Source organism: Lactiplantibacillus dongliensis (assembly GCF_005405105.1).
GTDB lineage: Bacteria > Bacillota > Bacilli > Lactobacillales > Lactobacillaceae > Lactiplantibacillus > Lactiplantibacillus dongliensis.
In genome coordinates this window covers 1-23011 of record NZ_BJDK01000012.1, presented here as the reverse complement: position 1 = coordinate 23011, position 23011 = coordinate 1, and the positions used below count along the sequence as shown (strand labels likewise).

Sequence of the window (23011 nt, the reverse complement as noted above, 5' to 3'; positions counted from 1 at the left end):
TGTATTCGGTTTTCATCTATGTTAGAATTATCCCATTCAAATACGAGTAATTGCCTATATAATGTCATGATATGGATGACGAGTTTCTACCCAGCGCCGTAAACGCTGGACTATAAGCAGACGAGACCATCCCGTTTGCCGGGGTGGTCTCTTTTTTTCAGGCATATTCGCAGAATTGAGGAGGACGATTTTTTTGAAGGAAGCAACTGGTACACCAAGAATCTCCAACGTCAAAGCGGCGATTTTAGGTTTTCAGCACTTATTAGCCATGTATTCTGGCGATGTCTTGGTGCCGTTATTAATTGGGGCGGCTTTGCATTTTAGTCAGCAACAAATGACTTACTTAGTTTCAATCGATATTTTCATGTGTGGGATTGCCACATTCTTACAATTAAAGCGCACCCCGATGACCGGGATTGGATTGCCAGTCGTGCTGGGCTGTGCCGTCCAGGCCGTTAATCCACTGATTCAAATCGGTAAAACCTATGGACTAGGTACCATGTACGGTTCAATTATTGGCGCCGGCATCTTTATCTTTTTAATCGCTGGCCTTTTCTCCAAGATCAAAAGCCTCTTTCCACCCGTTGTCACTGGGTCACTGATTACGATTATCGGCTTCACACTTATTCCCGTTGCCTTCGAGAATCTAGGCGGTGGCAATGCTAGTGCCAAGAACTTTGGTAGTTTACCAGCGTTAGGCATCGGCTTTTTAACTATTGCCATTATTTTATTAATTAATGTCTTTGCTAAAGGCTTTATGAAGTCGGTGGCCATCTTAATCGGTATTCTGGCCGGAACATTATTAGCCGGCGCCTTTGGCATGGTTTCCTTAGCACCAGTCGCAGCGGCTAGCTGGTTCCACTTACCGACCCTCTTTTACTTTGGCACGCCAAAATTTGAATGGTCGTCAATTTTGACCATGATTTTAGTCTCACTCACTACGATGGTGGAATCAACCGGGGTCTTCTTTGCACTAGGCGATATCACCGGCCGTAAAATCGAAAGTGAGGACTTAAAGCGCGGCTATCGGTCAGAAGGAATTGCCGTTATCTTAGGCGGTTTGTTTAACACCTTTCCTTACTCAACCTTCTCCGAAAATGTCGGGGTCTTACAATTATCCGGCGTTAAAACCCGTAAACCGATTTACTTTTCAGCCGCCTTTTTAATCGTCTTGGGCTTACTCCCTAAGATTGGCGCCCTAGCGACCGTTATTCCCGACCCCGTTTTAGGTGGCGCCATGGTCGTGATGTTTGGGATTGTGGGAATTCAAGGAATTCGGATGCTCGCCCAAGTCGACTTCCGCAACAACAATAATTTGTTAGTCTCCGCCGTTTCCATCGGTTTAGGCTTAGGTGTTACAGTCCAAACCAACATCTTCCAATTCTTACCTGGCGCCTTACAGATTATGCTCAGCAATGGGGTCGTCGTTGGGAGTTTGGCCGCAGTTCTCTTAAACTTACTCTTTAATCGCCATACGGTTGAGAAGACCGTCGACGACGAATCAATCGGATTAAACGAAACGGAACATTAAATTAATTATGACTAAAAATCACCAGTCTGGTCGCACTAACGCTGCCAGACTGGCTTTTTTGATGAGTATTTAATTGTAGGCAATTAAAAAAGTCCCCACCGCAAAAACCAGTATGTTATACTGAATAATTGTTGAATTGTTAACTTTTCATTATGTTGGGAGCGGGACATTATTATTGAGCATTTATTTCAGTTAAAGCAGCGCCGGACATCTATCCGGGCTGAACTCGTGGGCGGGTTAACAACCTTCTTAGCGATGTCATATATTTTAGCCGTTAATCCCGAACTATTGGGTAGTGCCGGGATGGATAAACGGGCGGTCTTCACCGCCACTGTCTTAGCAGCCATTGTCGGCTGTCTGTTGATGGGATTAATCGCTAACTTTCCAGTTGCCTTAGCCCCCGGGATGGGCTTGAATGCCTTCTTCACCTATACAGTCGTCCAAGAGTGGCATATTCCATGGCAAACGGCGCTGGCTGGCGTCTTTGTCGCCGGGTTATTATTTATTTTATTAACCTTATCCAAGCTACGTGATAAGTTAATTAACTTAATTCCCAGTGCTTTAAAATACGCCGTTTCCGCTGGGATCGGTCTCTTCATTGCCTTTTCTGGGTTACAAACCTCTGGGATTATCGTCGCCAACAAGTCCAATGCCGTCGCCTTAGGTAATTTGCACAGTCCCACTGTTTTATTAGCCATCTTTGGGATTATCATCGGTGTCATCTTAGTAACCGCCAACGTTACTGGGGGCATCTTCTGGGGCATGTTTATTACGGCCGTCGTTGGTATGATTTTTCAAATCATTCCGTTACCAACTGGGATTATTAGCGGCGTGCCTAGTGTCCAACCAATTTTCGGCCAAGCGCTAACGCACATAACTGACATTAACTCATTTCAAATGATTATCGTCATTTTAACCTTCTTTATCATCGGCTTGTTCGATACCTCGGGTACTTTGGTCGGGGTAGCAACAGAAGCTGGGATGGTCAATCATGAAACCGGTGAAGTCAAAGGGGTCGGTAAAGCCTTATTCAGTGGAGCTTTAGCAACAACCATCGGCGCAATCTTTGGGACATCCCCCACAACTGCTTACGTTGAATCCACTTCTGGCGTCGCGGTTGGCGCTCGGACCGGGTTATCATCCGTCGTGGCCGCTATTTTATTCGCCATCGCGGCTTTCTTCTCCCCAGTTCTAACGGTGATTACCTCCGCTGTAACGGCCTCAGCTTTAATCATTGTGGGAATTTTGATGTTATCAAACGTCCAATATATTGACTGGACGAAGTTTGAAATCGCAGTGCCAGCCTTCTTTACCATGATTATGATGCTGTTAACTTACAGTATTTCGGAAGGCTTAGCAGTCGGGTTCATCTTCTATCCGATTACCATGACAGTCAAAGGACGCTGGCGTGAAGTTAACGCCTTAATGTGGGCCATGATGGTCATCTTCATCCTTTACTTTGCCTTTGTCGCTTAATAGACCAAAAATAGGCGTCGCGCAACATCCAATTCACGGATGTTGTGCGGCGCACTTTTTAGTTGCTTATCCTTAAGCTCCCCAAACTTCAGTCGCAATTGATTTAACCAGTTCGATCTTAGCCCATTGTTGAGCTGGCGTTAAGACATTGCCTTCTTCAGTTGACGCAAAGCCACACTGGGTACTTAAGCAGAGGCGATCTAATGGCACGTACTTCGCGGCTTCATGGATCCGATCAATAATTGTTTGCCGGTCTTCTAATTCGCCTGACTTGGACGTGATCAAACCGAGTACCACTAACTTATCATCACTGACTAACTTCAAAGGTTCAAAACCGCCAGCCCGGTCACTATCATATTCTAAGTAATAGGCACTGACGTTTTCTCGGTTAAACAAGGGATCTGCCACCGAATCATAGCCACCAGCCGAGGCCCAAGTGGAATGGTAATTGCCCCGGCAAATATGGGTGTTGATCGTTAAATCCGCCGGTAAATCTTTGATGGCTTCATTATTGACAGTTAAATACAACTGCTTATTTTGATCTAACACCGCATCGTTACGCGCTGAGACCGCACCAGTCTCCGCCCCCTTCGTGTGATTGCCAGCTAACATGCCCCAAGTGCAATCATCTAATTGAATGGTCCGCGCCCCGGCCGCATATAAGTCTTCGAGGACTTGATGATAAGCCGCTGCTAGTGCTTTAACGGCGGCTGCATCAGTTGCATACACCTGCCGTAACGCTGCGATATTTTCCGGCCGTTGTAATTCAGCTAGACATTGGGCTGGCGCTGGCAGCGTTTGTTTGACTTGTACGCCAGCCTTGACGTGGGCTTTTACGAATTTAAAATGAGCCACAAAGGGATGATTTTCCCCGCTGATTTTACCAGTGACGGTGGCTGATTCCGCTCGGGTCTCTTCAGCATTGAAGACGTAGCCTTGGGTTAATTGCTTCTTGGCAATCCCTTGTAACCCCCAGAAAAAGTCTAGATGCCACCAACTACGCCGAAATTCACCATCCGTCACGGCTTTTAAACCAGCCGCTTCCTGTGCTTGAATAAGCTTGATGATTTCGCGATCTTCAACGGCCTTTAGACCAGCAGCATCCAAAGTACCAGCTGCAACTTGCGCCCGCGCTACCTTCAATGCTTGTGGCCGTAAGAAACTGCCGACGACATCGTACCGAAATGGTGAAACCGTTCGTTTGGAAAATCCTGTTTGTGTTGTCATTTAATAAAACCTCCGTCTAAAATTTGTCAGTGTCTTTAATCGCAAAAAAACGTCCCTTCTAATCACCGATGTGATTAAAAGGGACGCTTTTTAAACGCGTTGCCACCCTACTTCGCTACTAGCTGACACTAGTAACCTCAACGGTACCTGTTGATACCGCGCAAGTTAACGGTTGCAACCGCTCAGCCAGCGTGAACCGGCTAAGATGCTCAGAGCTCATCTTCATTAGGACAATTAGACCTGTTTTCACTGACCCAGGCTCACTACGACTAACTGTGCTTAACTACTCTTCTCTTCAACGCAAATTAGAATACGATTAAATTCAATGGTTAAATCATAAGTCGTTCTCTCATAATTGTCAAGCTAACGTTAAGCTTTTTTTACCACTAACCCTTTGGCACCAATATCAGTCCGATAAACCAAGTCGCCCGTTGGCAATTGAGCTAGTTTCGCATATGCGGCTGTCTTAGCAGCCGCCAACGAATCTGCGTGCGCGGTGACCATCATAACTCGCCCACCGGCACTAACCATGTGCCCCGGTTCACCAGCGACACTAGCATAATCAGCACCAGCCAGCGTTGGAACAGCGATACCTTTAGCGGGATGATTAGGATAACCGGGCGCTGCCAATACAATGCCTAAATAAGTCGCTTGCGTTTGCCAAGTTGCGATGGGGTCACGATGTTGTAGCAGATCCACGATTAATTGATAAAAGTCACTCTGTAATTGCGGTAACAAGATCTGCGTTTCTGGGTCACCTAACCGCAAATTATATTCAATGACTTGCACCCCTTGCGCTGTTAAAATACCGCCAACGTAAATGACACCTTCAAAACTGAGACCATCACTTTGCAAACCAGCCAAAGTTGGTTCAATAATCGTTTTAATCGTCGTCGCAATAATCGCCGGGGTGATTTGCGGCACTGGTGAATATGCCCCCATCCCACCAGTGTTAGGTCCCTGATCATCGTCTAAGAGTCGTTTATGATCTTGGGCAGTCGGCAACAAGCAATACTTATCTCCACCAACCAAAACCATCTGCGAGAATTCAAAACCATCAACATAAGCTTCAATCAAAACCGTATCGGTCGCCGCAAAGGCTTGGGTCAACGCAGTCGTTGCTTGGTCATGCGTTGTGGCAACCGTGACCCCCTTACCAGCGGCTAAACCATCAACCTTAATCACTTGTGGTAAAACGGCTTGCGCACTGTAAGTCAACGCGGCCGCTAAATCATGAAACAACTGATAGTCAGCGGTAGGAATCTGATGGCGACGCATAAACTCCTTGGCAAAGACTTTTGAGCTTTCTAACTGAGCCGCCGCTTGATTCGGGCCAAAGACTGCTAACCCAGCCGCTTGAAAGTAATCAACAATGCCTGCTGCTAGTGGGACTTCGGGACCAATAAAAGTTAACTCAATTGTATTTTGCCGTGCAAAATCAACTAAAGCCGCAAAATCCAACTCATCAATTGCCACCGTTTGAATACCATCCAATGCCATCCCTGGATTACCTGGTGCACAAGTGACTGCGGTAACTTGGGGACTAGCCAACATGGCCTTAGCAATGGCATGTTCACGACCACCGCCACCAACGACTAATACTTTTGCCATTTTCGTACCGTCCTTTCAGCCTAATGCCGGAAATGCCGGACACCAGTTGTCACCATGGCGATGCCATAGCGATCAGCCATATCAATTGAGTCTTGATCTTTGATACTGCCACCAGGTTGCACAATCGCCCGAATCCCATGTTGGGCTGCAAACTCAACACAGTCATTCATTGGGAAGAACGCATCGGAAGCTAAGATGGCATGTTCATAACCAGGCTTACTCATGGCTTTTTCAATCGCAATCTTAGTCGAATCAATGCGGTTCATCTGACCAGAGCCAACGCCTAACGTCCGATCAGCCGTTGTCACCACAATTGCGTTACTCTTAACATGTTTGACAACCTGCTGACCAAAAGCGAGGGCTTTTAATTGTTCAGTCGTCGGTTGTTGCTTAGTCACGACCGTAAAGTCAGCTGGAACTTCAAAAGCGGCATCGACTTCTTGACGTAACAGACCACCGCCAACCGAAATGGTTTCAAACTTATCCGCTGTATGGGCTTGATCAAAGTCAACCGTCAATAACCGTAAATTTTTCTTCTTGGCTAAGACCACATAAGCATCATCATCAAAGCTTGGGGCAATGATAATTTCCAAGAATAATTGATGCATCTTTTCGGCCGTCGCAAGATCTACCGGCCGATTAGCCGCAATAATACCGCCAAAGATTGAAATTGAATCCGCGGCATACGCTTTGTCCCAGGCCGCTTCCAAGTGATCAGCTAAGCCTACCCCACAAGGGTTCATATGCTTCATCGCGACAATCGCTGGTTGATCGTATTCACTGACCATCCGTAACGCCGCATCCGCATCTTTAATATTATTGTATGAGAGTTCTTTACCATGCAATTGCTTAGCTGCGGTGATTGAAAATGGCGTTGGTAAGGCATTTTCATAAAAGGCCGCTTGTTGGTGGCTATTTTCACCATAACGCAACGCTTGCTTCTTATCATAGGTCAACGTTAACTTCGCTGGAAATTCATCAGTCGTCAAATATTGGGCAATCAACGCATCATAAGCTGCCGTATGCTGAAAGACCTTGGCCGCTAAGCGTTGGCGCATCGTTGGCGTCACGTCATCAGCTTGCAAAGCAGTTAAGATGGGCTGGTAATCAGCGGGATCCACGATTGGTAAAACTGCCGCAAAGTTTTTAGCTGCTGACCGCAACATAGATGGCCCACCAATATCAATTTGCTCAATTGCTGCAGCTTGTGTCACATCGGGTTGCTGAATGGTCGCCTTAAAGGGATATAAGTTCACGACGACCATATCGATCGGCGTAATCCCAGCTTCCTTTAATTGGGCCATATGAGCTGGCAAGTCCCGCCGAGCTAATAAGCCAGCATGAACTTTAGGATGCAAGGTTTTAACGCGACCATCCAGCATCTCCGGAAAACCCGTCACGTCTTCAATTCCAATTACTGGAATCCCCGCAGCTTCTAAGGCTTTTTTGGTGCCACCGGTCGACACTAATTCATAATCTAATTCCACTAACCCTTTAGCAAAGTCGGTTAATCCTTGTTTATCAGAAACACTTAATAATGCTCGTTTTGTCATTAGATTGCTCCTTCATTGATGAGTGACTGTAACACGTCTGGATAAAATTGATGTTCAACTTGATGAATCCGTGTCGCCAAAGTATCGACAGTGTCCGTTGCTTTAACTGGAACCGTTCGCTGGGCAATAATCTGGCCGGTATCGATACCGGCGTCAATATAGTGAATCGTGACCCCAGTCTCAGTAACGCCCGCGGCAAAGGCATCTTCAATCCCATGCCGCCCAGGAAACTTCGGTAATAACGCTGGATGTAAATTAATGATGCGATGCGGATAGGCTGCCAGTAGCGTGGGGCCAATAATCCGCATGTATCCCGCCAGCAAGACCGCTTCAACTTGATGAGCCTGCAGTGCAGTCAGCATAATAGCTTCAGCCGCAGCCTTATTGGCATAGTGCTTAAAATTAACGACCAAGACCGGTACATTAACTGCTTGCGCGCGTTTTAAAACGGGTGCATCTTCGTGATCACAAACCAGCAACACGATTTCAGCCGGTAATGACCGGGCTGTAATCGCTTGTTGCAAGGCTGTGAAGTTGGTGCCATTGCCAGAAGCAAAAACCGCTAATTTCTTAAGCATGCGCAGCCTCCTGAAACACGACCGGCGTGGCGCCCACAGTCACCTGGCCAACTTGATAAGCAGGTTGATGTTGGGCTGCTAAAGCCGCTAACGTGGCGTCCACTTGGTCTGGGTGTACGATCAGCACCATGCCTAAGCCGAGGTTGAATGTACTGCGAACATCCGCCGCACTCAAGTTACCTAAGCGTGCCAATAACGGCATCACGGCTGGAACCGGCCAACTCCCCAATGCAAACGTGGCACTAAGTTGTGCTGGCAACGCCCGGGCGACATTTTCAATCAACCCGCCACCCGTAATATGGGCGATGCTAGCCACTAACTTTTGTTGGAGTAACGGCAGCACACTCGCGGTATAAATCTTGGTTGGTCGCAATAGCTCCGTTTGTAAGTCATGGCCCAACTCTGGGAAAACGGTGCTTAACTCGTAGCCATGTTGTTTGAATAAGATATCGCGCACCAAGCTAAAGCCATTGGAATGTAAGCCATTGGAAGGCAGACCAATCAAAACGTCACCCGCTTGGACATTTTGGGGCGTCAATAAATCTGCCCGATTGGCGATACCGACCGCAAAGCCCGCTAAATCATAATGTTCTTGACCATACATATCTGGCATTTCGGCCGTTTCGCCACCAATTAAAGTCATGCCAGCCTGTTCACAGCCAGCCACTACCCCTTGTAAGATGGCTTTCACCCGGGCCTGATCAGTATGACCTAAACCTAAATAATCCAAGAAGAATTGTGGTCGGGCGCCTTGGGCCAAAATATCATTCACACACATTGCAACCAGATCAATCCCGATCGTCGTATGCTGATGTGCCGCAATCGCGATTAAGAGTTTGGTGCCCACCCCATCCGTCCCGGCAACGAGTACTGGCTCATTAGCAACCGCTTCGGCTGCTAATGGAAAAGCCCCACCGAAGCCGCCTAATTGGGCATTACCGCTCAGCTGTTTTACCGCTTTGAGCACTTCGTAACCGGCATTGATATCGACACCGGCTTTTTTATATGCATCGCTCAAGTCCGTCACCCTTTCCTAGTTGGCTTGTCGCTTTAACTGTTGAATTTCTGCATCATATTCAGCTTGATAATCATAGAGTGGCGTTGGATAGTCCCCGTTAAAATACGCCATACATAACCCACCATACGGCGCATCGCACTTAAGTCCAACGGCATCAATGACCCCTTGTTCACTCAAGAACCCTAGTGAATCAGCGCCAAAGGTTTGACACATGGCCGGAATGGTTTCTTGGGCAGCGATAAGTTCCCGCGTGGTCTGGATGTCGATCCCATAAAAGCAAGGGTAACGTAACGGTGGCGAGGCAATCCGTAAATGCACCGACTTCGCACCAGCATCTTTTAGCAGCTTAACAATACGGCGACTCGTCGTTCCCCGGACAATCGAATCATCGATTAAGACCACTCGCTTACCAGCAACGACCCCTTTGACCGCTGAGAGCTTCATCCGCACACCTTGTTCGCGTAACGCTTGAGTCGGCTGAATAAATGTACGTGAAGAATATTGATTTTTGATTAGTCCCATCTCATAAGGTAACCCGCTAGCTTCCGCATAACCGGTTGCCGCGGAGAGTGACGAGTTTGGTACCCCGACTACGATATCGGCATCAACCGGCTGTTCTTTTGCTAACCGGGCTCCCATTCGTTTACGCGCCGAATGGACATTCACGCCGTAAATATCTGAGTCTGGCCGAGCAAAATAAATGAACTCCATCGAACAAATCGCTAGTTGCGTCTGCGTTGTATAATGATCGATCTTAAGTCCCTCATCATCAATCGTCAGTAATTCCCCCGGATGAACATCTTGGATAAACGTTGCGCCAACTGTATCTAAGGCACAGGTCTCACTACAAACAACGTAACCACCCGTCGGCAATTTACCAACCACTAACGGCCGGAAACCATTCGGATCAAGTGCTGCATATAAGCGATCATTAGTTAGTAAGATATAAGCAAAACCACCATGAATTTGCCGTAAAGCTGCTTTAACTTGATCGGTTAACGTTGGCGCTTGGCTGCGGCGAATCAAATGCATCAAGATTTCACTATCCGAACTAGCATGAAAGATTGCCCCATCAGCTTCTAATTGCCGCCGTAAAGACACTGCATTGGTTAGATTGCCGTTATGCGCTAGGGCAAATTGGGAATCGCTAAAATTAAATTCTAACGGTTGAATATTTTCGACACCATGATTGCCAGCCGTCGCATAACGCACATGACCGATAGCGGCCGTCCCCGTCAAACGATCTAAGCGGCGCGGATCACGAAAAACATCTGCCAATAACCCCAAGCCACGTTCAGACTGTAATTGACCGTGGTCATTAGCCGTAATCCCAGCCCCTTCTTGACCACGATGCTGCAGGGCATGCAAGCCAAAATAAGTTAAATTGGCCGCATCGGGCGTCCCCCAAACACCAAAGACACCACACTCTTCATTTAAGCCTTTTACTTCAGTAGGCATGGTAGCGCCCCTTCCCATAACTGTTTCGCAAAGCTGACCTTGATATCGAAAGCTTGATCAGCGGTCTGAACAAACAGCTGATCATCGGCAGTTGTCGTCCCTAAATAAGTCGCATATGGTTCCATTAAGTTCGCAAAGGCGGCTTGTTTATCTGGTGTAACCGAAATCACAAAGCGTGACTGGGTCTCAGCAAAAAAGTTCATTGACGGTAACTCACTCGTCAACTTCACCCCGAAGCCTTGGCCAAAACAAGATTCAGCAATGGTCGTAATTAACCCGCCTTCTGAAACGTCGTGCGCACTCGCGACTAGCCCTTTTTGGATAGCGCGTAACAAGAGCCGTTGATTTTGATTTTCAGTGACTAAGTCGAAATCAAACAATTCACCGCTAATTTTACCGGTCAGCATTTTTTGAATCTCACTACCGTTAAAGTCAGCACCAGTGCTACCTAACACGTAGACGGCGTCACCGGCATGTTTAAAGTCTTGCGTCGTAATATCACGTTGATGCTTAATCAACCCGACCATCCCAATCATGGGGGTTGGATAAATGGCTTCCCCATTGGACTCATTATTTAACGACACATTACCAGAAATCACTGGGGTGTTAAATAACTGACAGGCCCGTGCAATCCCTTGGGCAGATTCATCTAAATCATAAAATTGTTCCGGCTTTTCTGGATTACCATAATTCAGACAATCGGTGATTCCTAATGGTAGACCACCACTTGCCACAATATTACGCGCTGCTTCTGCGACAGCAATTTCGCCGCCAACCCGTGGGTTCAAATACAAGTATCGACCATTAACATCGGTCGTTACCGCCAAAGCTTTGTCAGTATGACGAATCCGAATCACCCCAGCATCTGATCCGGGCTTCACCACCGTATTCGTCTGAACCTGAGCGTCATAAGTTTCAAAGATGGCCTTTTTAGAGGCAATCGTTGGTTGTTGTAACATTTTTTTAAGCGTGCCCGTTGCATCGACTAAGCGTGGCATGAATTGATGATGACTCTGCTTATTCAAACGCGTTGGCCGCTTCTTTTCACGCTGATAGACTGGTGCTTTGGTCGCCAAGGCATCGACTGGCACATCCGCAACTAATTCTTGATGATGGAATAACTGGTATTGATGACCAGTTGTAACCTTTCCAATCGTGACTGCGTCTAAGCCATACTTTTCAAAGACGGCATAGATCTCATCTTCGGCGCCAGCTTTCACACAGAGCAACATGCGTTCTTGCGATTCAGACAACATCAATTCAAACGGTGTCATGCCACTTTCACGTTGGGGCACTAAGTCTAAGTTCAATTCCAGCCCACTACCCGCTTTGGACGCCATTTCCGCGGATGAAGACACTAACCCAGCTGCCCCCATATCTTGAATCCCAATCAAAACGTCCCGATGATCATGAATAACTTCTAGACAAGCCTCCATCAATAGCTTTTCCATAAATGGATCGCCGACTTGCACCGCTGAACGCTGTGACGCCTTGGCATCGTTGAATTCCGCGGAGGCAAATGAAGCCCCATTTATCCCGTCACGCCCGGTCTTGGCACCGACGTAAATCACGCTATTGCCAATCCCGGTTGCTTGCCCTTTTTGAATATCTGCTTGGTCGAGGATACCAACACACATCGCATTCACTAACGGATTCTTTTGATAACTGGCATCAAAGACCGTATCGCCACCAATCGTCGGAATCCCGATACAGTTGCCATAACCGCCGATACCGGCCACAACTTGAGAAATCAAGTATTTCGTATGAGTATCTTCGGGTTCACCAAATCGTAAACTGTCTAATAACGCAATCGGCCGAGCACCCATGGAGAAGATGTCACGGATAATGCCACCAACCCCAGTTGCAGCGCCCTCATAAGGTTCGACCGCCGATGGATGGTTGTGACTTTCAGCTTTGAAAACTACCGCCTGACCATCACCAATATCGATAATCCCGGCGCCTTCGCCGGGACCTTCTAAGACTTGTTCACCCTGCGTCCAAAACTTCTTTAAAACAGGCTTGGAGTTTTTATACGAACAATGTTCACTCCACATTCCCGAAAACAAACCAGCTTCAGTATAATTGGGTAACCGACCGAGGACTTCATCCGTCAATAATTGATATTCAGCATCAGTTAAGCCCCATTCACGGTACGCTTGCGTGTCGCGCAAAGCTTCCGGTGATAATTCAGGATTCTTAAGCATGGGTGACCTCCCGTCCTTGATTAGCAAGTAATGATTTAAATAATCCTAACCCATCCGTTGACCCTAAAATGGCTTCAACCGCCCGTTCGGGATGCGGCATCATGCCAAGCACGTTACCAGCCCGGTTGATAATGCCAGCAATGTTGGCGACACTCCCATTCGGGTTATCCACATATTCAAAAACGATCTGATGATGAGCTTGCAACTCAGCTAAGGTCGCGTCATCACAATAGTAATTACCTTCACCATGGGCGATTGGCAATTGAATGTGCTGATTTTCAGTATAAGTCGTCGTGAATTGTGTCTGTGAGTTACGCACAACCAACTCACTCGTTTGACAAATAAACTTAGCAGAACGATTGGCCTGTAACGCCCCCGGCAATAATCCTGCTTCGGTTAGGATTTGAAACCCATTACAGATCCCCATAACTGGCTTACCGGCTGCCGCGAAGGCTTGAACAGCTGTCATTACGGGCGCAAAACGGGCAATCGCGCCACTGCGCAAGTAATCACCGTATGAAAAGCCACCGGGTAAAATTACCGCATCATAAGCAGTCAAATCACTGGTCGTGGCTGGCACTAAGTCAGCCTGAGCGTGCAAAACATCACGTAAGGCGTTAACCATATCGTGGTCACAATTGGAACCTGGAAAAACTGGGACGGCAAAAATCATTTTATAACGCCTCCAGCTCAGTAATCTCGTAGCGATAAGTTTCCATATTGACATTAGCTAACAAACGATCACACATCTCATCCACTTGGGCTTCGACCGGGCGACTGCCGGCAGCTAGTTTAAGTTCAAAGTATTTACCTAATTCCACTGATTGGACGTTCGTATAACCGAGCCGATGCAAGGCATCATTCACGGCTTCCCCTTTAGGGTCTAAGATGGACTCTTTGTAAGTCACATAGACTTTCACTAAATACATTATTGTTGGCCTCCTTCAACGCTGGCTAACCGTCGCAACACTTCTTGATAGACCGTCGTTAAATCACCCAAGTTCTTCCGAAATACATCTTTATCTAACGATTCATGCGTCGTCAGATCAACTAATCGGCAACTATCTGGCGAGATTTCATCTGCTAGTAAAACTTGGCCGGCAGCGGTCATCCCAAATTCAATCTTAAAATCTACCAACTGCACATTCATTTCTGCAAAGATCGTTTGTAACCGTTGATTGACTAACAAAGCTTGGCGCCGCATTTCAGTTAAAGTCGCAGCAGTTGCGACTCCCAATGCTTCAATCTGGGAATCGTTAATAAAAGGATCATCTAATTGGTCGCTCTTATAGAAGAATTCCATTACCGGCGTGGAAAATTCAGTTAAATGTGGGACGGCAAATTTACGTTCAAAACTACCAGAAGCCGCATTACGGACCACCGTTTCTAATGGAATCATGCTGACACGTCGGACCAATTGCACATGTTCTGAAAGTTGTTCAATAAAGTGATTCTCAATACCATGCTGAGCCAGATCTTGAAAGATTAAGCTGGAAATCCGATTGTTCAACAAGCCTTTTTGGTCAATCGCAACCTTGCGCTTGCCATTTAAGGCCGTCGCTTGATCTAAATACTCAACCCACAAGACGTCGGGATCATTAGTCGTATACATTTCCTTAGCTTTACCGGTATATAATAAATCGCCTTTTACAAATTCAGTCATCTTATTGTGCTCCCTTCAAACCTGCCAGTGATGCCATCGCAGCATTCACATCATCGTCTAATACGGTTATATGGCCCATCTTACGTTGTGCCTTGATCTCAGCTTTACCATAATCATGAAAATGCCATTCTGGATGTTCAATTAATTGTTGCCGTGCGACCGTCAAATCGGCGCCTAATAAATTACGCATGACCGCTGGCTGATACTGGTGAACCGGCGGAATCGGCAAGCCACAAATACTGCGAATGTGTGCTTCAAATTGTGAAATGTTGCACGCTTCAATGGTGTAATGCCCGGAATTGTGGGGTCTTGGGGCGAGTTCATTCACTAATAAATGATCATCTGGTAGGACAAAGAATTCAATGCCCAAGACGCCCCGTAGGCTTAACGCTTCAGCAATTGAAACCGCGATCTTACGCGCCGCGGCATGAACTGCCGGACCAACATTAGCCGGGGCAATCGTCGTGTGTAAGATATGGTGTTGATGTTGATTTTCAACTAAAGGAAAGGTCGTAATAACGCCTGCCGCACTGCGTGTCACCATCATTGAGACTTCGGCACGAAACGTCTGCCGCGCCTCTAAGATACAGGGTTGCGTCAATAAGGCTAAGCTGGCGTCCGTCGGCGTATTGGTATTTAAATCCGCTTGACCATGGCCATCGTAACCGCCAGCTGCGGTCTTTAAAATGGCCGGCGTGCCAACACGTTGCAGCGCATAGTTCAAAGATTGTTGATCCGTCACGGGGGCAAAACCAGTCACCGGAATCCCGTGGTCGTGTAAGAATTGTTTTTCATTTAACCGATTACCGGTGATGTGCAAGAGTTGCGTGCCTTGTGGTAATTGCGCATAACGTTGTGCAGCTTGTAAAGCCTGCTCATCAACGTTTTCAAATTCGTAAGTCAAGACATCGCTACGTTGTGCCAAGCTGATTAATGCAGATTGATCTTGATAATCTGCTACAATCTGAAAATCTGCAACTTGACCGGCCGGTGCTTTGGGCGTTGGGTCTAAGACACCTACTTGATACCCCATGGCCTTCGCACTTAAAGCCATCATCTGACCGAGTTGTCCCCCACCAACAATTCCAATGGTAGCGGGTGGTAAAATCACTTGCTTAGAATTGGCGTTCACTTTGTTCAGCCTCCTGCCGTTGTTGTTGCCGAAAATCAAGTATCGCTTGCTGAATTTTTTGATCATGTAATCCTAATATTTGAGCGGCCATTAAGGCGGCATTCTTAGCGCCGGCTTTGCCGATTGCCATCGTCGCAACCGGGACACCACCAGGCATTTGCACAATTGATAATAGTGAATCTAACCCGTTCAACGCATGCGACTGAACCGGTACCCCGATAACGGGAATGACCGTATTAGCTGCCAGCATTCCTGGTAGATGCGCCGCACCGCCAGCACCGGCAATAATGACATCTAACCCGCGTTCTTGAGCCTGTTCGCCATATGTTTGTAAAGTTGCTGGCATCCGGTGGGCCGAAATCACCCGCCGTTCATACGTAACACCTAAGTCAGTCAACAATTCAGCCGCTAACTGCATCGTTGGCCAATCAGAAATCGAGCCCATCACTAAACCAACCTTCGCCATCTCAATCCCTCTTTCCTTGTTTTCATGATAAGTTTAGCAACTTAGGTCGTCGCTGTCAACGAATTTCTTAACTTTACCGATAAATCAACATTTTAATGTTCGTGTTTATTAAAATAAGCCGTACGAACAAGCTACTGATTATTAATATATTTTTAGCCGGTTTAACCGTCTTTTATTAACTTAGCAAACTAATCCGCGAATTAGCGCGATATTTTACGATAAATATATTTATCATTCAAAAGACGAACAATCTATTTTCGTGATCAATTCAATTTTCACCGACCCAACCGGCTGATTGACAGCAATCGAGTAGGAGGTAGCCGATTACTTCGGCTACCGACCTCTCACACCACCGTACGTACGGTTCCGTATACGGCGGTTCAGTAATTTAAGCACTTTGAATAAGCTGGAGCGTTTTGGTCAAATTTATTAGACCGAGACGTTCCAGTTTTCTATTCGTTAACGTGTAAGTTAAAGTCGCACTATGCGCAGTTCGCCATGCACCCTTGCGGGTATTGGCGAAGGTATAGGCATCGTTATGGGAAAGGCCCAAACGCTTTAAATTATTTATCTTGGTTTTGACTTTCTTCCACTGTTTCCAGTAGTACTGGCGAACTCTGCTCCGCAACCACTGGTCAAGAATCTTAATGAAGCTTGCCATCTTGCCAATGCCATAATACTGAAGCCAGCCACGCATCTTCTGTCGAATTTCTACAAACATTTTGTCCGTAGAAATTCCTCGGTTACGCTTAGTCAGACGCCGTAGCTCTCTCTTGACTCTCAATTTGGCTTGCTTGGCCGGACGAGCGTAAGCCCCTCCGTGCCCAACACCTAATGAGAATCCCAGGAACTTTAGACGAAGTGGTGAACCGACTGCTGTTTTCTCTCGGTTAACGGTCACCTTGAGTTCCTTCTCTAGGAATCTTGAAATATTTTCCAAGACTCTTTGGCCTGCTCGTTTGCTTTTGACATAAATATTGCAGTCATCCGCATAGCGAACAAACTGGTGTCCCCGTGAGGTCAGTAGTTTATCCAGCTCATTCAAATAGACGTTGGCTAATAGTGGAGACAAGGGGCCACCCTGAGGTGTCCCTTTGTCGCTTCGCTCAAAGAGTTTTCCATCCATAACACCACTAGTCAGAAAGCGACGAATCAGTCGCAGTAACCATAGGTCATTAATGTATTGGCCGACGAATTTAGTGAGTAAGTCATGATTAACCGTATCGAAATATGCCTTGAGGTCTAAATCCACCACATAGTGATAGCCCTGATTATAGAGCGACACCACACGAGAGATAGCCTGTTGAGCACCTCGATTCGGTCGAAAGCCAAAGCTATTATCTGAGAAAACTTGCTCAAAGACGGGTGTCATAACCTGAGCCACAGCCTGTTGAACTAAACGATCAACTACCGTAGGAATACCAAGCTTGCGCTTGCCGCCATTGGGCTTAGGGATTTCCACTCGTTTAACCGGCTGGGGTCTATAGGTTCCCTGCGCCAATTGTTCAAGTAGTTCGTCCTTGTGTTCTCTTAGATAGGGTAAGAGGTCTTCGACAGTCATACCATCGAGGCCCGCCGCACCTTTATTCTTCTTGACTCGAGAAAACGCGAGGTTCATGTTGTTTCGAGTCAGAACACGTTTTGAAAATTCTGTGCCACTTATCATCGTGCTTTCACCAGAGATGATGCTACGCGCCCCAGTGTACCTTTGGTCCTCCAGACCTATCTTCGACTGGTGGTCAGCTTGTTCTGTTTTCTGCGATTGTCGCATCTTCTCCACCTCCATTATCAATGATGAGTTATTACTGTTCAGTCCTTCAGATAGCGTTAGCTATCCTACTATGACCTCGGCTGACTCCTGATAGATTCAACGAGCCATCACTAACCCGCTTGCTCCTGTGACGCATAACGCGTCTCTTGTCGGGAACATATCCATCAGGCCTCCCCGGGTAAGAACGCTAACTTTCACACCATGTCGCTGTCGGCTTTACCGTTGTGACTTCGAGTAGTATTGGGCTTCAATTTGTTCAGCAATCTCGCCCAGTCATTTTCGGCCTTCTAGCCGCTTCTTGTACATCAGCGCAGTGCTTTGCCTAAGGCTTCCTTCAGATTCCACCTCGCGATGGACACCCTTGCCTTCGGCTCGTGGTTCCGACTACTACGGCCCACAGCGGACTTTCACCGCCTAGTTAGCGTCCATGCCGGGCGCACTAAAAAAACAGCCACTCCTCAGAATGGCTGTTCTCAAAAATCTTATTTAGCTGTTGGCAGAAGCGCCGGAAACTTCATCGGGCTTTTCTGGTTCAGCTGGTTTTTCAGGTTCCGTATCGGCAGACGCACCAGAAACAGCATCCGTCTTTTCTGGCTTCGTATTCGTTGAAGCCCCGGAAACGGCATCGGTATCCGCATCAGGATCTTTAACTAACATTTGACCAGTGTGCTTCAAGTAGTACTGAACGATTGGCATAATATCTAAGACCAATTCGTTGATCCCTTTGTATTCGCCCTTCGCATCATGCATCGCTTTGTAGTAATGCATGACGTACTTGTCCGGACCCATCCCTGGTACAGGTAAGCGGAACATATCCGTCTGGCCCGTCCGCAACATATGAATGACTTGTTGGACATGAGGAATGGCCCGCTTAGGATGACAATCGGCCATTGGGTTCCCCGCTTGACCAGGTGTCCGCGCAGCTAACATATCTTTGGCTTCCAAGAAATGGTTGTAATAGATAAATTGGTTGTTGGCATCCGCATAAGTCAATTCAATTGGCATGGAATTTAAGAAATAGTTCAGTTGATTAACAGTCAAAAGTCCACGATCTAACTTAACGTAGTCGTCGCCTTCAGCAGCATTCGTCTTTTCAGCGGCCTTTTCAACCCAATCAGCGGCATGCATATCAACGCCTTCAACCGTCGTTTCAACTTTGCCATGGGATTCAAGGTCTTCAGACTGCCAACCTGGATCTTCTTTTTCGTTCATTTTATTGATCACCTTTACAAATTTAGTAAATTTACCAAGGGTTTCTTTTAAGAAGGAAACCGTGCGATCATCTTTCAAGTTATCGTTTTCGTCAAAAACAGTCTTAACGTTCGCCAATAAGAATTCATTGCCGGGCATCACAATCGCATCAACACCAGGTGATTCCAGGATTTGACGTAAGTTCAATTGGGCCCGTGATGAGCCTTGATCATAATATGACGCACCGACAATCATAACCGGTTTACCAGACATTGGATGGATATTGAAAGATAACCATTCAATTAAACTCTTCAAGCTGGCTGTAATCGTATGATTATGTTCTGGCGTGGCAATGATGACCCCGTCAGCTGCCAAGATCTTATTGCTGATGGCTTGAACGGCTGGACTATCCGTCTGATCGTCGCTTTGATTAAACAACGGCACATCATTAATATCCAAAACATCAAGATCAACAACATCTTTAAATTCACGTGCAATATACTTTAATAGTAACCGGTTGTAGGATTTATCTGCTACTGAACCGGCAATTCCAACTAATTTCATTTAACTGTCTGCTCCTCTCTAACGGTTGGCCCAATCAATATCATGGATTTCTTGTTTGTTAGCCGCATTAGCATGATTCAATTGCTTGGTAATGTCGACAAACGTCTGGAAATCAGCAAACAACCCCTCCAACTTAGCTAACTTAGTCTGGTCAACTAAATTGCCGTCATCATCAAAGGCTTGTAATGAATGGCCTAAGAAAAATTCGGAGCTGGGCATGATCCGCGCACGTAATTCTGGTGAATCCAAAATCTGACGCAGATGTTCTTGCGCCCGCGATGTGCCTAATGATCCATAAGAAGCCCCAGTAATCATCACTGGCTTATCAGCGAAGGGGTTTACATAATAGGATAACCATTCTAAGGCATTCATCAACGCTGCTGGTGCCGAGTGATCATACTCAGGAGTACTAATAATCACACCATCAGCCTGATCGATTTGTTTCGCCATGGCCTGAGCTTGGGCAGGAATCTGCTTGTCTTCAGGCTTATTGAACATCGGTAATCCTTTAATCTCAACGAGTTCAATCGTCGCTTGATCGGCAAAGTGCTTTTGCATAAACTGTAATAACTTTCGATTGGTCGAATTATCTGAATTGGTACCGACAATCGCAACAAACTTGTGCATTTTAAATAACTCCTTTTTATAATTGAATTTTAACAATATACTATGCTTATCGTCACCTATATTGTAAACGATTTCACGATATAAAGCAAAATAATATTTTTTTATTTATACGGCCAAACATTGACTGGTTAATCTAAGTAAAGCCGCCGTAAATCTGCTAATTCTGTTTTGGTTAATTTCAATTCAGTCCGTAAGTAGTGCTGCATATTGCCGGACTGCCGTTTAATTTCGGCTAAGGCCGCATCCAAATAATCACCATTCACTGACCACAACGCCTTAACACTCGCAATAGTGGCGGCAGAAGCCCCTTGCTGCGTTGCTTCTTTGACCATATTATCAATCCGTTTAACGGAAGTCTCATTGCTCATTAAGTAATCCGTCCGAATCGTCTGTGGGTCAACGCCTAACGCACTCAACAAGTAGACCGCGCCCATGCCCGTTCGATCTTTACCCGCCGTACAATGGAACAACAACACTTCATTTGGTTGATCATTAGCTAACAAATTATCAAAGAAACGCCGATATTCAGCTTTAGAATGGTCTTCAGTCGCAATCATCCGATAAACTTTGAGCATATGCCGATAACCACTGTCAGGATGCTTTTCTAAGTTTGCGGTCATCTTATCCGTACCATCTGAATTACGGGTTTCATCAACGTTGAAGACTGGAGCAAATTGATATTTGGCATTGCCCGGCACCCGGTCTGGTTCGTCTAATACTTCTTTCGGTGAACGAAAGTCAATATCATAGCGTACGCCGTAGTCATCTAAGAATTTCAAATCGGTCGCCGTTAATTGACTTAGGTTCCCAGTCCGAATAACTTTATGCCACTTAAGCGTATGACCATCTTCCGTGGCGTAACCGCCCAATTCCCGGAAATTGATTCCTTGCTGCATTGTTAATACCCGTTGATTTGCCATTTTATCGTCCACCTATTCTTTGAGATTATCTACTTGCTATTCTACCATTGTCGGCCCCCCTAGCGATTATAAATCTGTGCCATTAATTGACAAAGTTGGTGGCCGTGAGAAAATAGGAAGTAGTTATTTTTGGCGACTAGTCCTGATTGTACTTGCCACGCTGGTTAACCGTGCCGGTTGCAACTATTTTACTCGGACGACCAGTTTAGAACCCAACTGGTAAACGCAATCACCACTAGCCCCAAATACAACATCATTAAATCAAAAAACACCATTAAATAACAATCGGAGGATTTCAAATGACACTAGACTATGCAACTCAATCATCATGGCAATTCGTTGGCGGCCAGCAACAGTCACCTATCGACATTGACACCAAAGCAGCCGTGACTTCACAACTTTCCGCCATTAGCTGGCGTGGCTTATACCAAGCTAAGTCCATCACCGGAACCGCCACCACGCTACAAGCAACGGGGACTGGTAAGGCTTACTTAAATGACCGCGACTTCGACTTTCAACAAATTCACTTCCACACCCCAGCTGAACATTTACTAGATGGCGTGGCCGCTCCAATTGAATGGCACCTAGTTCATCGCAGTGTGACCGGCCAATTAGCCGTTGTCGCTGTCTTCGGTCGTATCGGCAAACCCAATGCCAGCTTCCAAGGCTTACTAGACCAAGTCACCCCTAACGCGAGTCATGACTTAACGGAACCCGTTGATTTGACTGAACTTTTACCAGATACTGGGACTGTCTACCATTATTTAGGGTCCTTAACGACGCCGCCATTGACAGAATCAGTTGAATGGTACGTCTGTGCCGACACCGTGATGGTTGGTGAACAACAATTAGCCGCTTATCAACAACGCTATCAAGCCAATCATCGAACAGTACAGCCGCTAAATGGTCGACCAATCATTGCTGAACGCTTCTAAATTTCGGCTGACAAGGGGGCATCTACATGTCTAAAAAAGTAAAATGGGGCTTATTAGCTTGCGCCGCTTTTCTCCTCTTGATTGTTGGCTTGGGGCTAGCCAATCAATTGCAAAGTGACCGCACCAGTCATGTCATTTTGACCCAACGTCGACCGTTAATCCTAATTCCTGGCAGCGACAGTTCACCGCATGACTTTGACAACCTGGTCAAGCAACTCAATGCGCAGTCGCAGCATCCGGTGGTCCGACTCACGATTACTGCCGACCACACTATCAGATTTAGCGAGACCAGAACGAAGGACTCCCCACTAAATGAAACCCTCGTGGTCATTCATTATGAAAATAGTACGGACACCAACGCGACTATAGTTGATCAAACACAGGGACTGGCTAAAGCTATGATGGATCTTAAAAAGCGTTTAAAGATGCGGGATGCTAATGCATTAGGCTATTCAAACGGTGGTCTGATTCTTAGCCGTTACTTAGCGGGCATGACCACTAGTCAACCCGTTACCGTAAAAAACGTGATGTTAGTTGGCACACCGTTTTTAGGCACCAGCACTAAGCATCCTGACCGTGAGCTATTTAACCCGTTACTAGCTAAAAAAGCCCAGTTCAAGTCGCTCCACGCCGTCGTGAATGTGGCGGGTGATACTGGTCACGGTAATGACGATGTCGTCCCAGTCAGCAGTGTCGCTGCCGGCAAGCAGCTATTCATGAACCAAGCTGACCGCTACACCCAAATGACCGTTAATCAGGCTGGCATTACCCACGCTAAGCTCATTCAGGAACGCTACGTGGCTCGCCTCGTTCGTCAGAATTTGCTAAATCAATAACTGTCGGACGCTTGGTGCTAGTTGAAATTGCCGCCTAACGGTTGGATAACGACGGGTAGCTTAGCATTGGCTCAGTGGTAATTTAAGCCAATTAGCACCAAGCGTCATAATCCTAGGTTCCGACTTTCACATCAAACAACACTAAAGGAGCCAACGATCAATATAAGTCGTTGGGCTATACTCCTCTATGGGTAGACAAGCAAATAATTAAAGCTTGTTTACTTAGAGAGGAGTTTTTGTATGGGGAGAA

The 23011-nt window shown here is 46.5% G+C and carries 20 protein-coding genes, 1 riboswitch and 1 other annotated feature; of the genes, 4 read left to right on the top strand and 16 right to left on the bottom strand.

Features of this window, described 5'->3' with window-relative positions; genetic code table 11:
- Positions 1-34 precede the first annotated feature (34 nt).
- Positions 35-133: riboswitch (purine riboswitch) on the top strand.
- A 60-nt stretch (positions 134-193) separates the two neighbouring features.
- Both FFM80_RS05930 and FFM80_RS05925 read left to right on the top strand, forming a co-directional pair.
- Entirely contained in the window at positions 194-1531 is a 1338-nt protein-coding gene (locus FFM80_RS05930; protein ID WP_137639969.1) for a nucleobase:cation symporter-2 family protein, read from the top strand.
- Between the two features lie 168 nt (positions 1532-1699).
- Positions 1700-3007 (top strand): NCS2 family permease, encoded by a 1308-nt coding sequence (locus FFM80_RS05925; RefSeq protein WP_137639968.1) that lies wholly within the window; start codon positions 1700-1702, stop codon positions 3005-3007.
- 72 nt (positions 3008-3079) lie between these two features.
- On the opposite strand, the gene FFM80_RS05920 is transcribed toward FFM80_RS05925, so the two are convergent.
- From FFM80_RS05920 to FFM80_RS05845, 16 genes are all read right to left on the bottom strand, one after another.
- Positions 3080-4234 (bottom strand): 5-methyltetrahydropteroyltriglutamate--homocysteine S-methyltransferase, encoded by a 1155-nt coding sequence (locus FFM80_RS05920; protein WP_137639967.1) that lies wholly within the window; start codon positions 4232-4234, stop codon positions 3080-3082.
- Between the two features lie 76 nt (positions 4235-4310).
- Positions 4311-4542, bottom strand: a binding site (T-box leader).
- Positions 4543-4603: 61 nt separating this feature from the next.
- The gene (purD, locus tag FFM80_RS05915; protein ID WP_137639966.1) at positions 4604-5845 is read right to left on the bottom strand and encodes a phosphoribosylamine--glycine ligase; all 1242 of its coding nucleotides are present in this window, start codon (positions 5843-5845) and stop codon (positions 4604-4606) included.
- A gap of 20 nt (positions 5846-5865) precedes the next feature.
- Positions 5866-7398, bottom strand: a complete 1533-nt coding sequence (gene purH, locus FFM80_RS05910; protein ID WP_137639965.1) for a bifunctional phosphoribosylaminoimidazolecarboxamide formyltransferase/IMP cyclohydrolase — start codon at positions 7396-7398, stop codon at positions 5866-5868.
- Entirely contained in the window at positions 7398-7976 is a 579-nt protein-coding gene (gene purN / locus FFM80_RS05905) for a phosphoribosylglycinamide formyltransferase (protein ID WP_137639964.1), read from the bottom strand. The genes purH and purN overlap by 1 nt, the downstream gene beginning before the upstream one ends.
- On the bottom strand, positions 7969-8994 hold the full coding sequence (gene purM, locus FFM80_RS05900) for a phosphoribosylformylglycinamidine cyclo-ligase (protein WP_137639963.1): 1026 nt from the start codon (positions 8992-8994) through the stop codon (positions 7969-7971). The genes purN and purM overlap by 8 nt, the downstream gene beginning before the upstream one ends.
- A 15-nt stretch (positions 8995-9009) precedes the next feature.
- Positions 9010-10452 (bottom strand): amidophosphoribosyltransferase, encoded by a 1443-nt coding sequence (gene purF, locus FFM80_RS05895; RefSeq protein ID WP_137639962.1) that lies wholly within the window; start codon positions 10450-10452, stop codon positions 9010-9012.
- Positions 10437-12656, bottom strand: a complete 2220-nt coding sequence (gene purL, locus FFM80_RS05890) for a phosphoribosylformylglycinamidine synthase subunit PurL (protein ID WP_137639961.1) — start codon at positions 12654-12656, stop codon at positions 10437-10439. The genes purF and purL overlap by 16 nt, the downstream gene beginning before the upstream one ends.
- The gene (gene purQ / locus FFM80_RS05885; RefSeq protein ID WP_137639960.1) at positions 12649-13329 is read right to left on the bottom strand and encodes a phosphoribosylformylglycinamidine synthase subunit PurQ; all 681 of its coding nucleotides are present in this window, start codon (positions 13327-13329) and stop codon (positions 12649-12651) included. The genes purL and purQ overlap by 8 nt, the downstream gene beginning before the upstream one ends.
- Position 13330: 1 nt before the next feature.
- Positions 13331-13585 carry a phosphoribosylformylglycinamidine synthase subunit PurS gene (purS, locus tag FFM80_RS05880; RefSeq protein ID WP_137639959.1) on the bottom strand — a complete coding sequence of 85 codons (255 nt, stop codon included), beginning with the start codon at positions 13583-13585 and terminating at the stop codon, positions 13331-13333.
- Positions 13585-14319: a phosphoribosylaminoimidazolesuccinocarboxamide synthase gene (gene purC / locus FFM80_RS05875; protein WP_137639958.1), complete on the bottom strand. Its 735-nt coding sequence runs from the start codon at positions 14317-14319 to the stop codon at positions 13585-13587. Before purC ends, purS begins: the two co-directional genes overlap by 1 nt.
- A 1-nt stretch (position 14320) precedes the next feature.
- On the bottom strand, positions 14321-15451 hold the full coding sequence (gene purK / locus FFM80_RS05870; protein ID WP_137639957.1) for a 5-(carboxyamino)imidazole ribonucleotide synthase: 1131 nt from the start codon (positions 15449-15451) through the stop codon (positions 14321-14323).
- Positions 15435-15917 (bottom strand): 5-(carboxyamino)imidazole ribonucleotide mutase, encoded by a 483-nt coding sequence (gene purE, locus FFM80_RS05865; protein ID WP_137639956.1) that lies wholly within the window; start codon positions 15915-15917, stop codon positions 15435-15437. Before purE ends, purK begins: the two co-directional genes overlap by 17 nt.
- Before the next feature lie 388 nt (positions 15918-16305).
- A complete protein-coding gene (gene ltrA, locus FFM80_RS05860) occupies positions 16306-17688 on the bottom strand; it encodes a group II intron reverse transcriptase/maturase (RefSeq protein ID WP_137639955.1) in 1383 nt (460 codons plus the stop codon).
- Positions 17689-18174: 486 nt separating this feature from the next.
- Positions 18175-19443: an NADPH-dependent oxidoreductase gene (locus FFM80_RS05855; RefSeq protein ID WP_137639954.1), complete on the bottom strand. Its 1269-nt coding sequence runs from the start codon at positions 19441-19443 to the stop codon at positions 18175-18177.
- Between the two features lie 18 nt (positions 19444-19461).
- The gene (locus FFM80_RS05850; RefSeq protein WP_137639953.1) at positions 19462-20070 is read right to left on the bottom strand and encodes an NADPH-dependent FMN reductase; all 609 of its coding nucleotides are present in this window, start codon (positions 20068-20070) and stop codon (positions 19462-19464) included.
- A 128-nt stretch (positions 20071-20198) separates the two neighbouring features.
- Entirely contained in the window at positions 20199-20990 is a 792-nt protein-coding gene (locus FFM80_RS05845) for a tyrosine-protein phosphatase (protein WP_137639952.1), read from the bottom strand.
- 299 nt (positions 20991-21289) lie between these two features.
- On the opposite strand from FFM80_RS05845, the gene FFM80_RS05840 reads away from it, so the two are divergent.
- Complete coding sequence (locus FFM80_RS05840) at positions 21290-21925, top strand: carbonic anhydrase family protein (RefSeq protein ID WP_137639951.1); 636 nt, start codon at positions 21290-21292, stop codon at positions 21923-21925.
- Between the two features lie 26 nt (positions 21926-21951).
- Positions 21952-22761 (top strand): alpha/beta hydrolase, encoded by an 810-nt coding sequence (locus FFM80_RS05835; protein ID WP_137639950.1) that lies wholly within the window; start codon positions 21952-21954, stop codon positions 22759-22761.
- Positions 22762-23011: the final 250 nt, after the last annotated feature.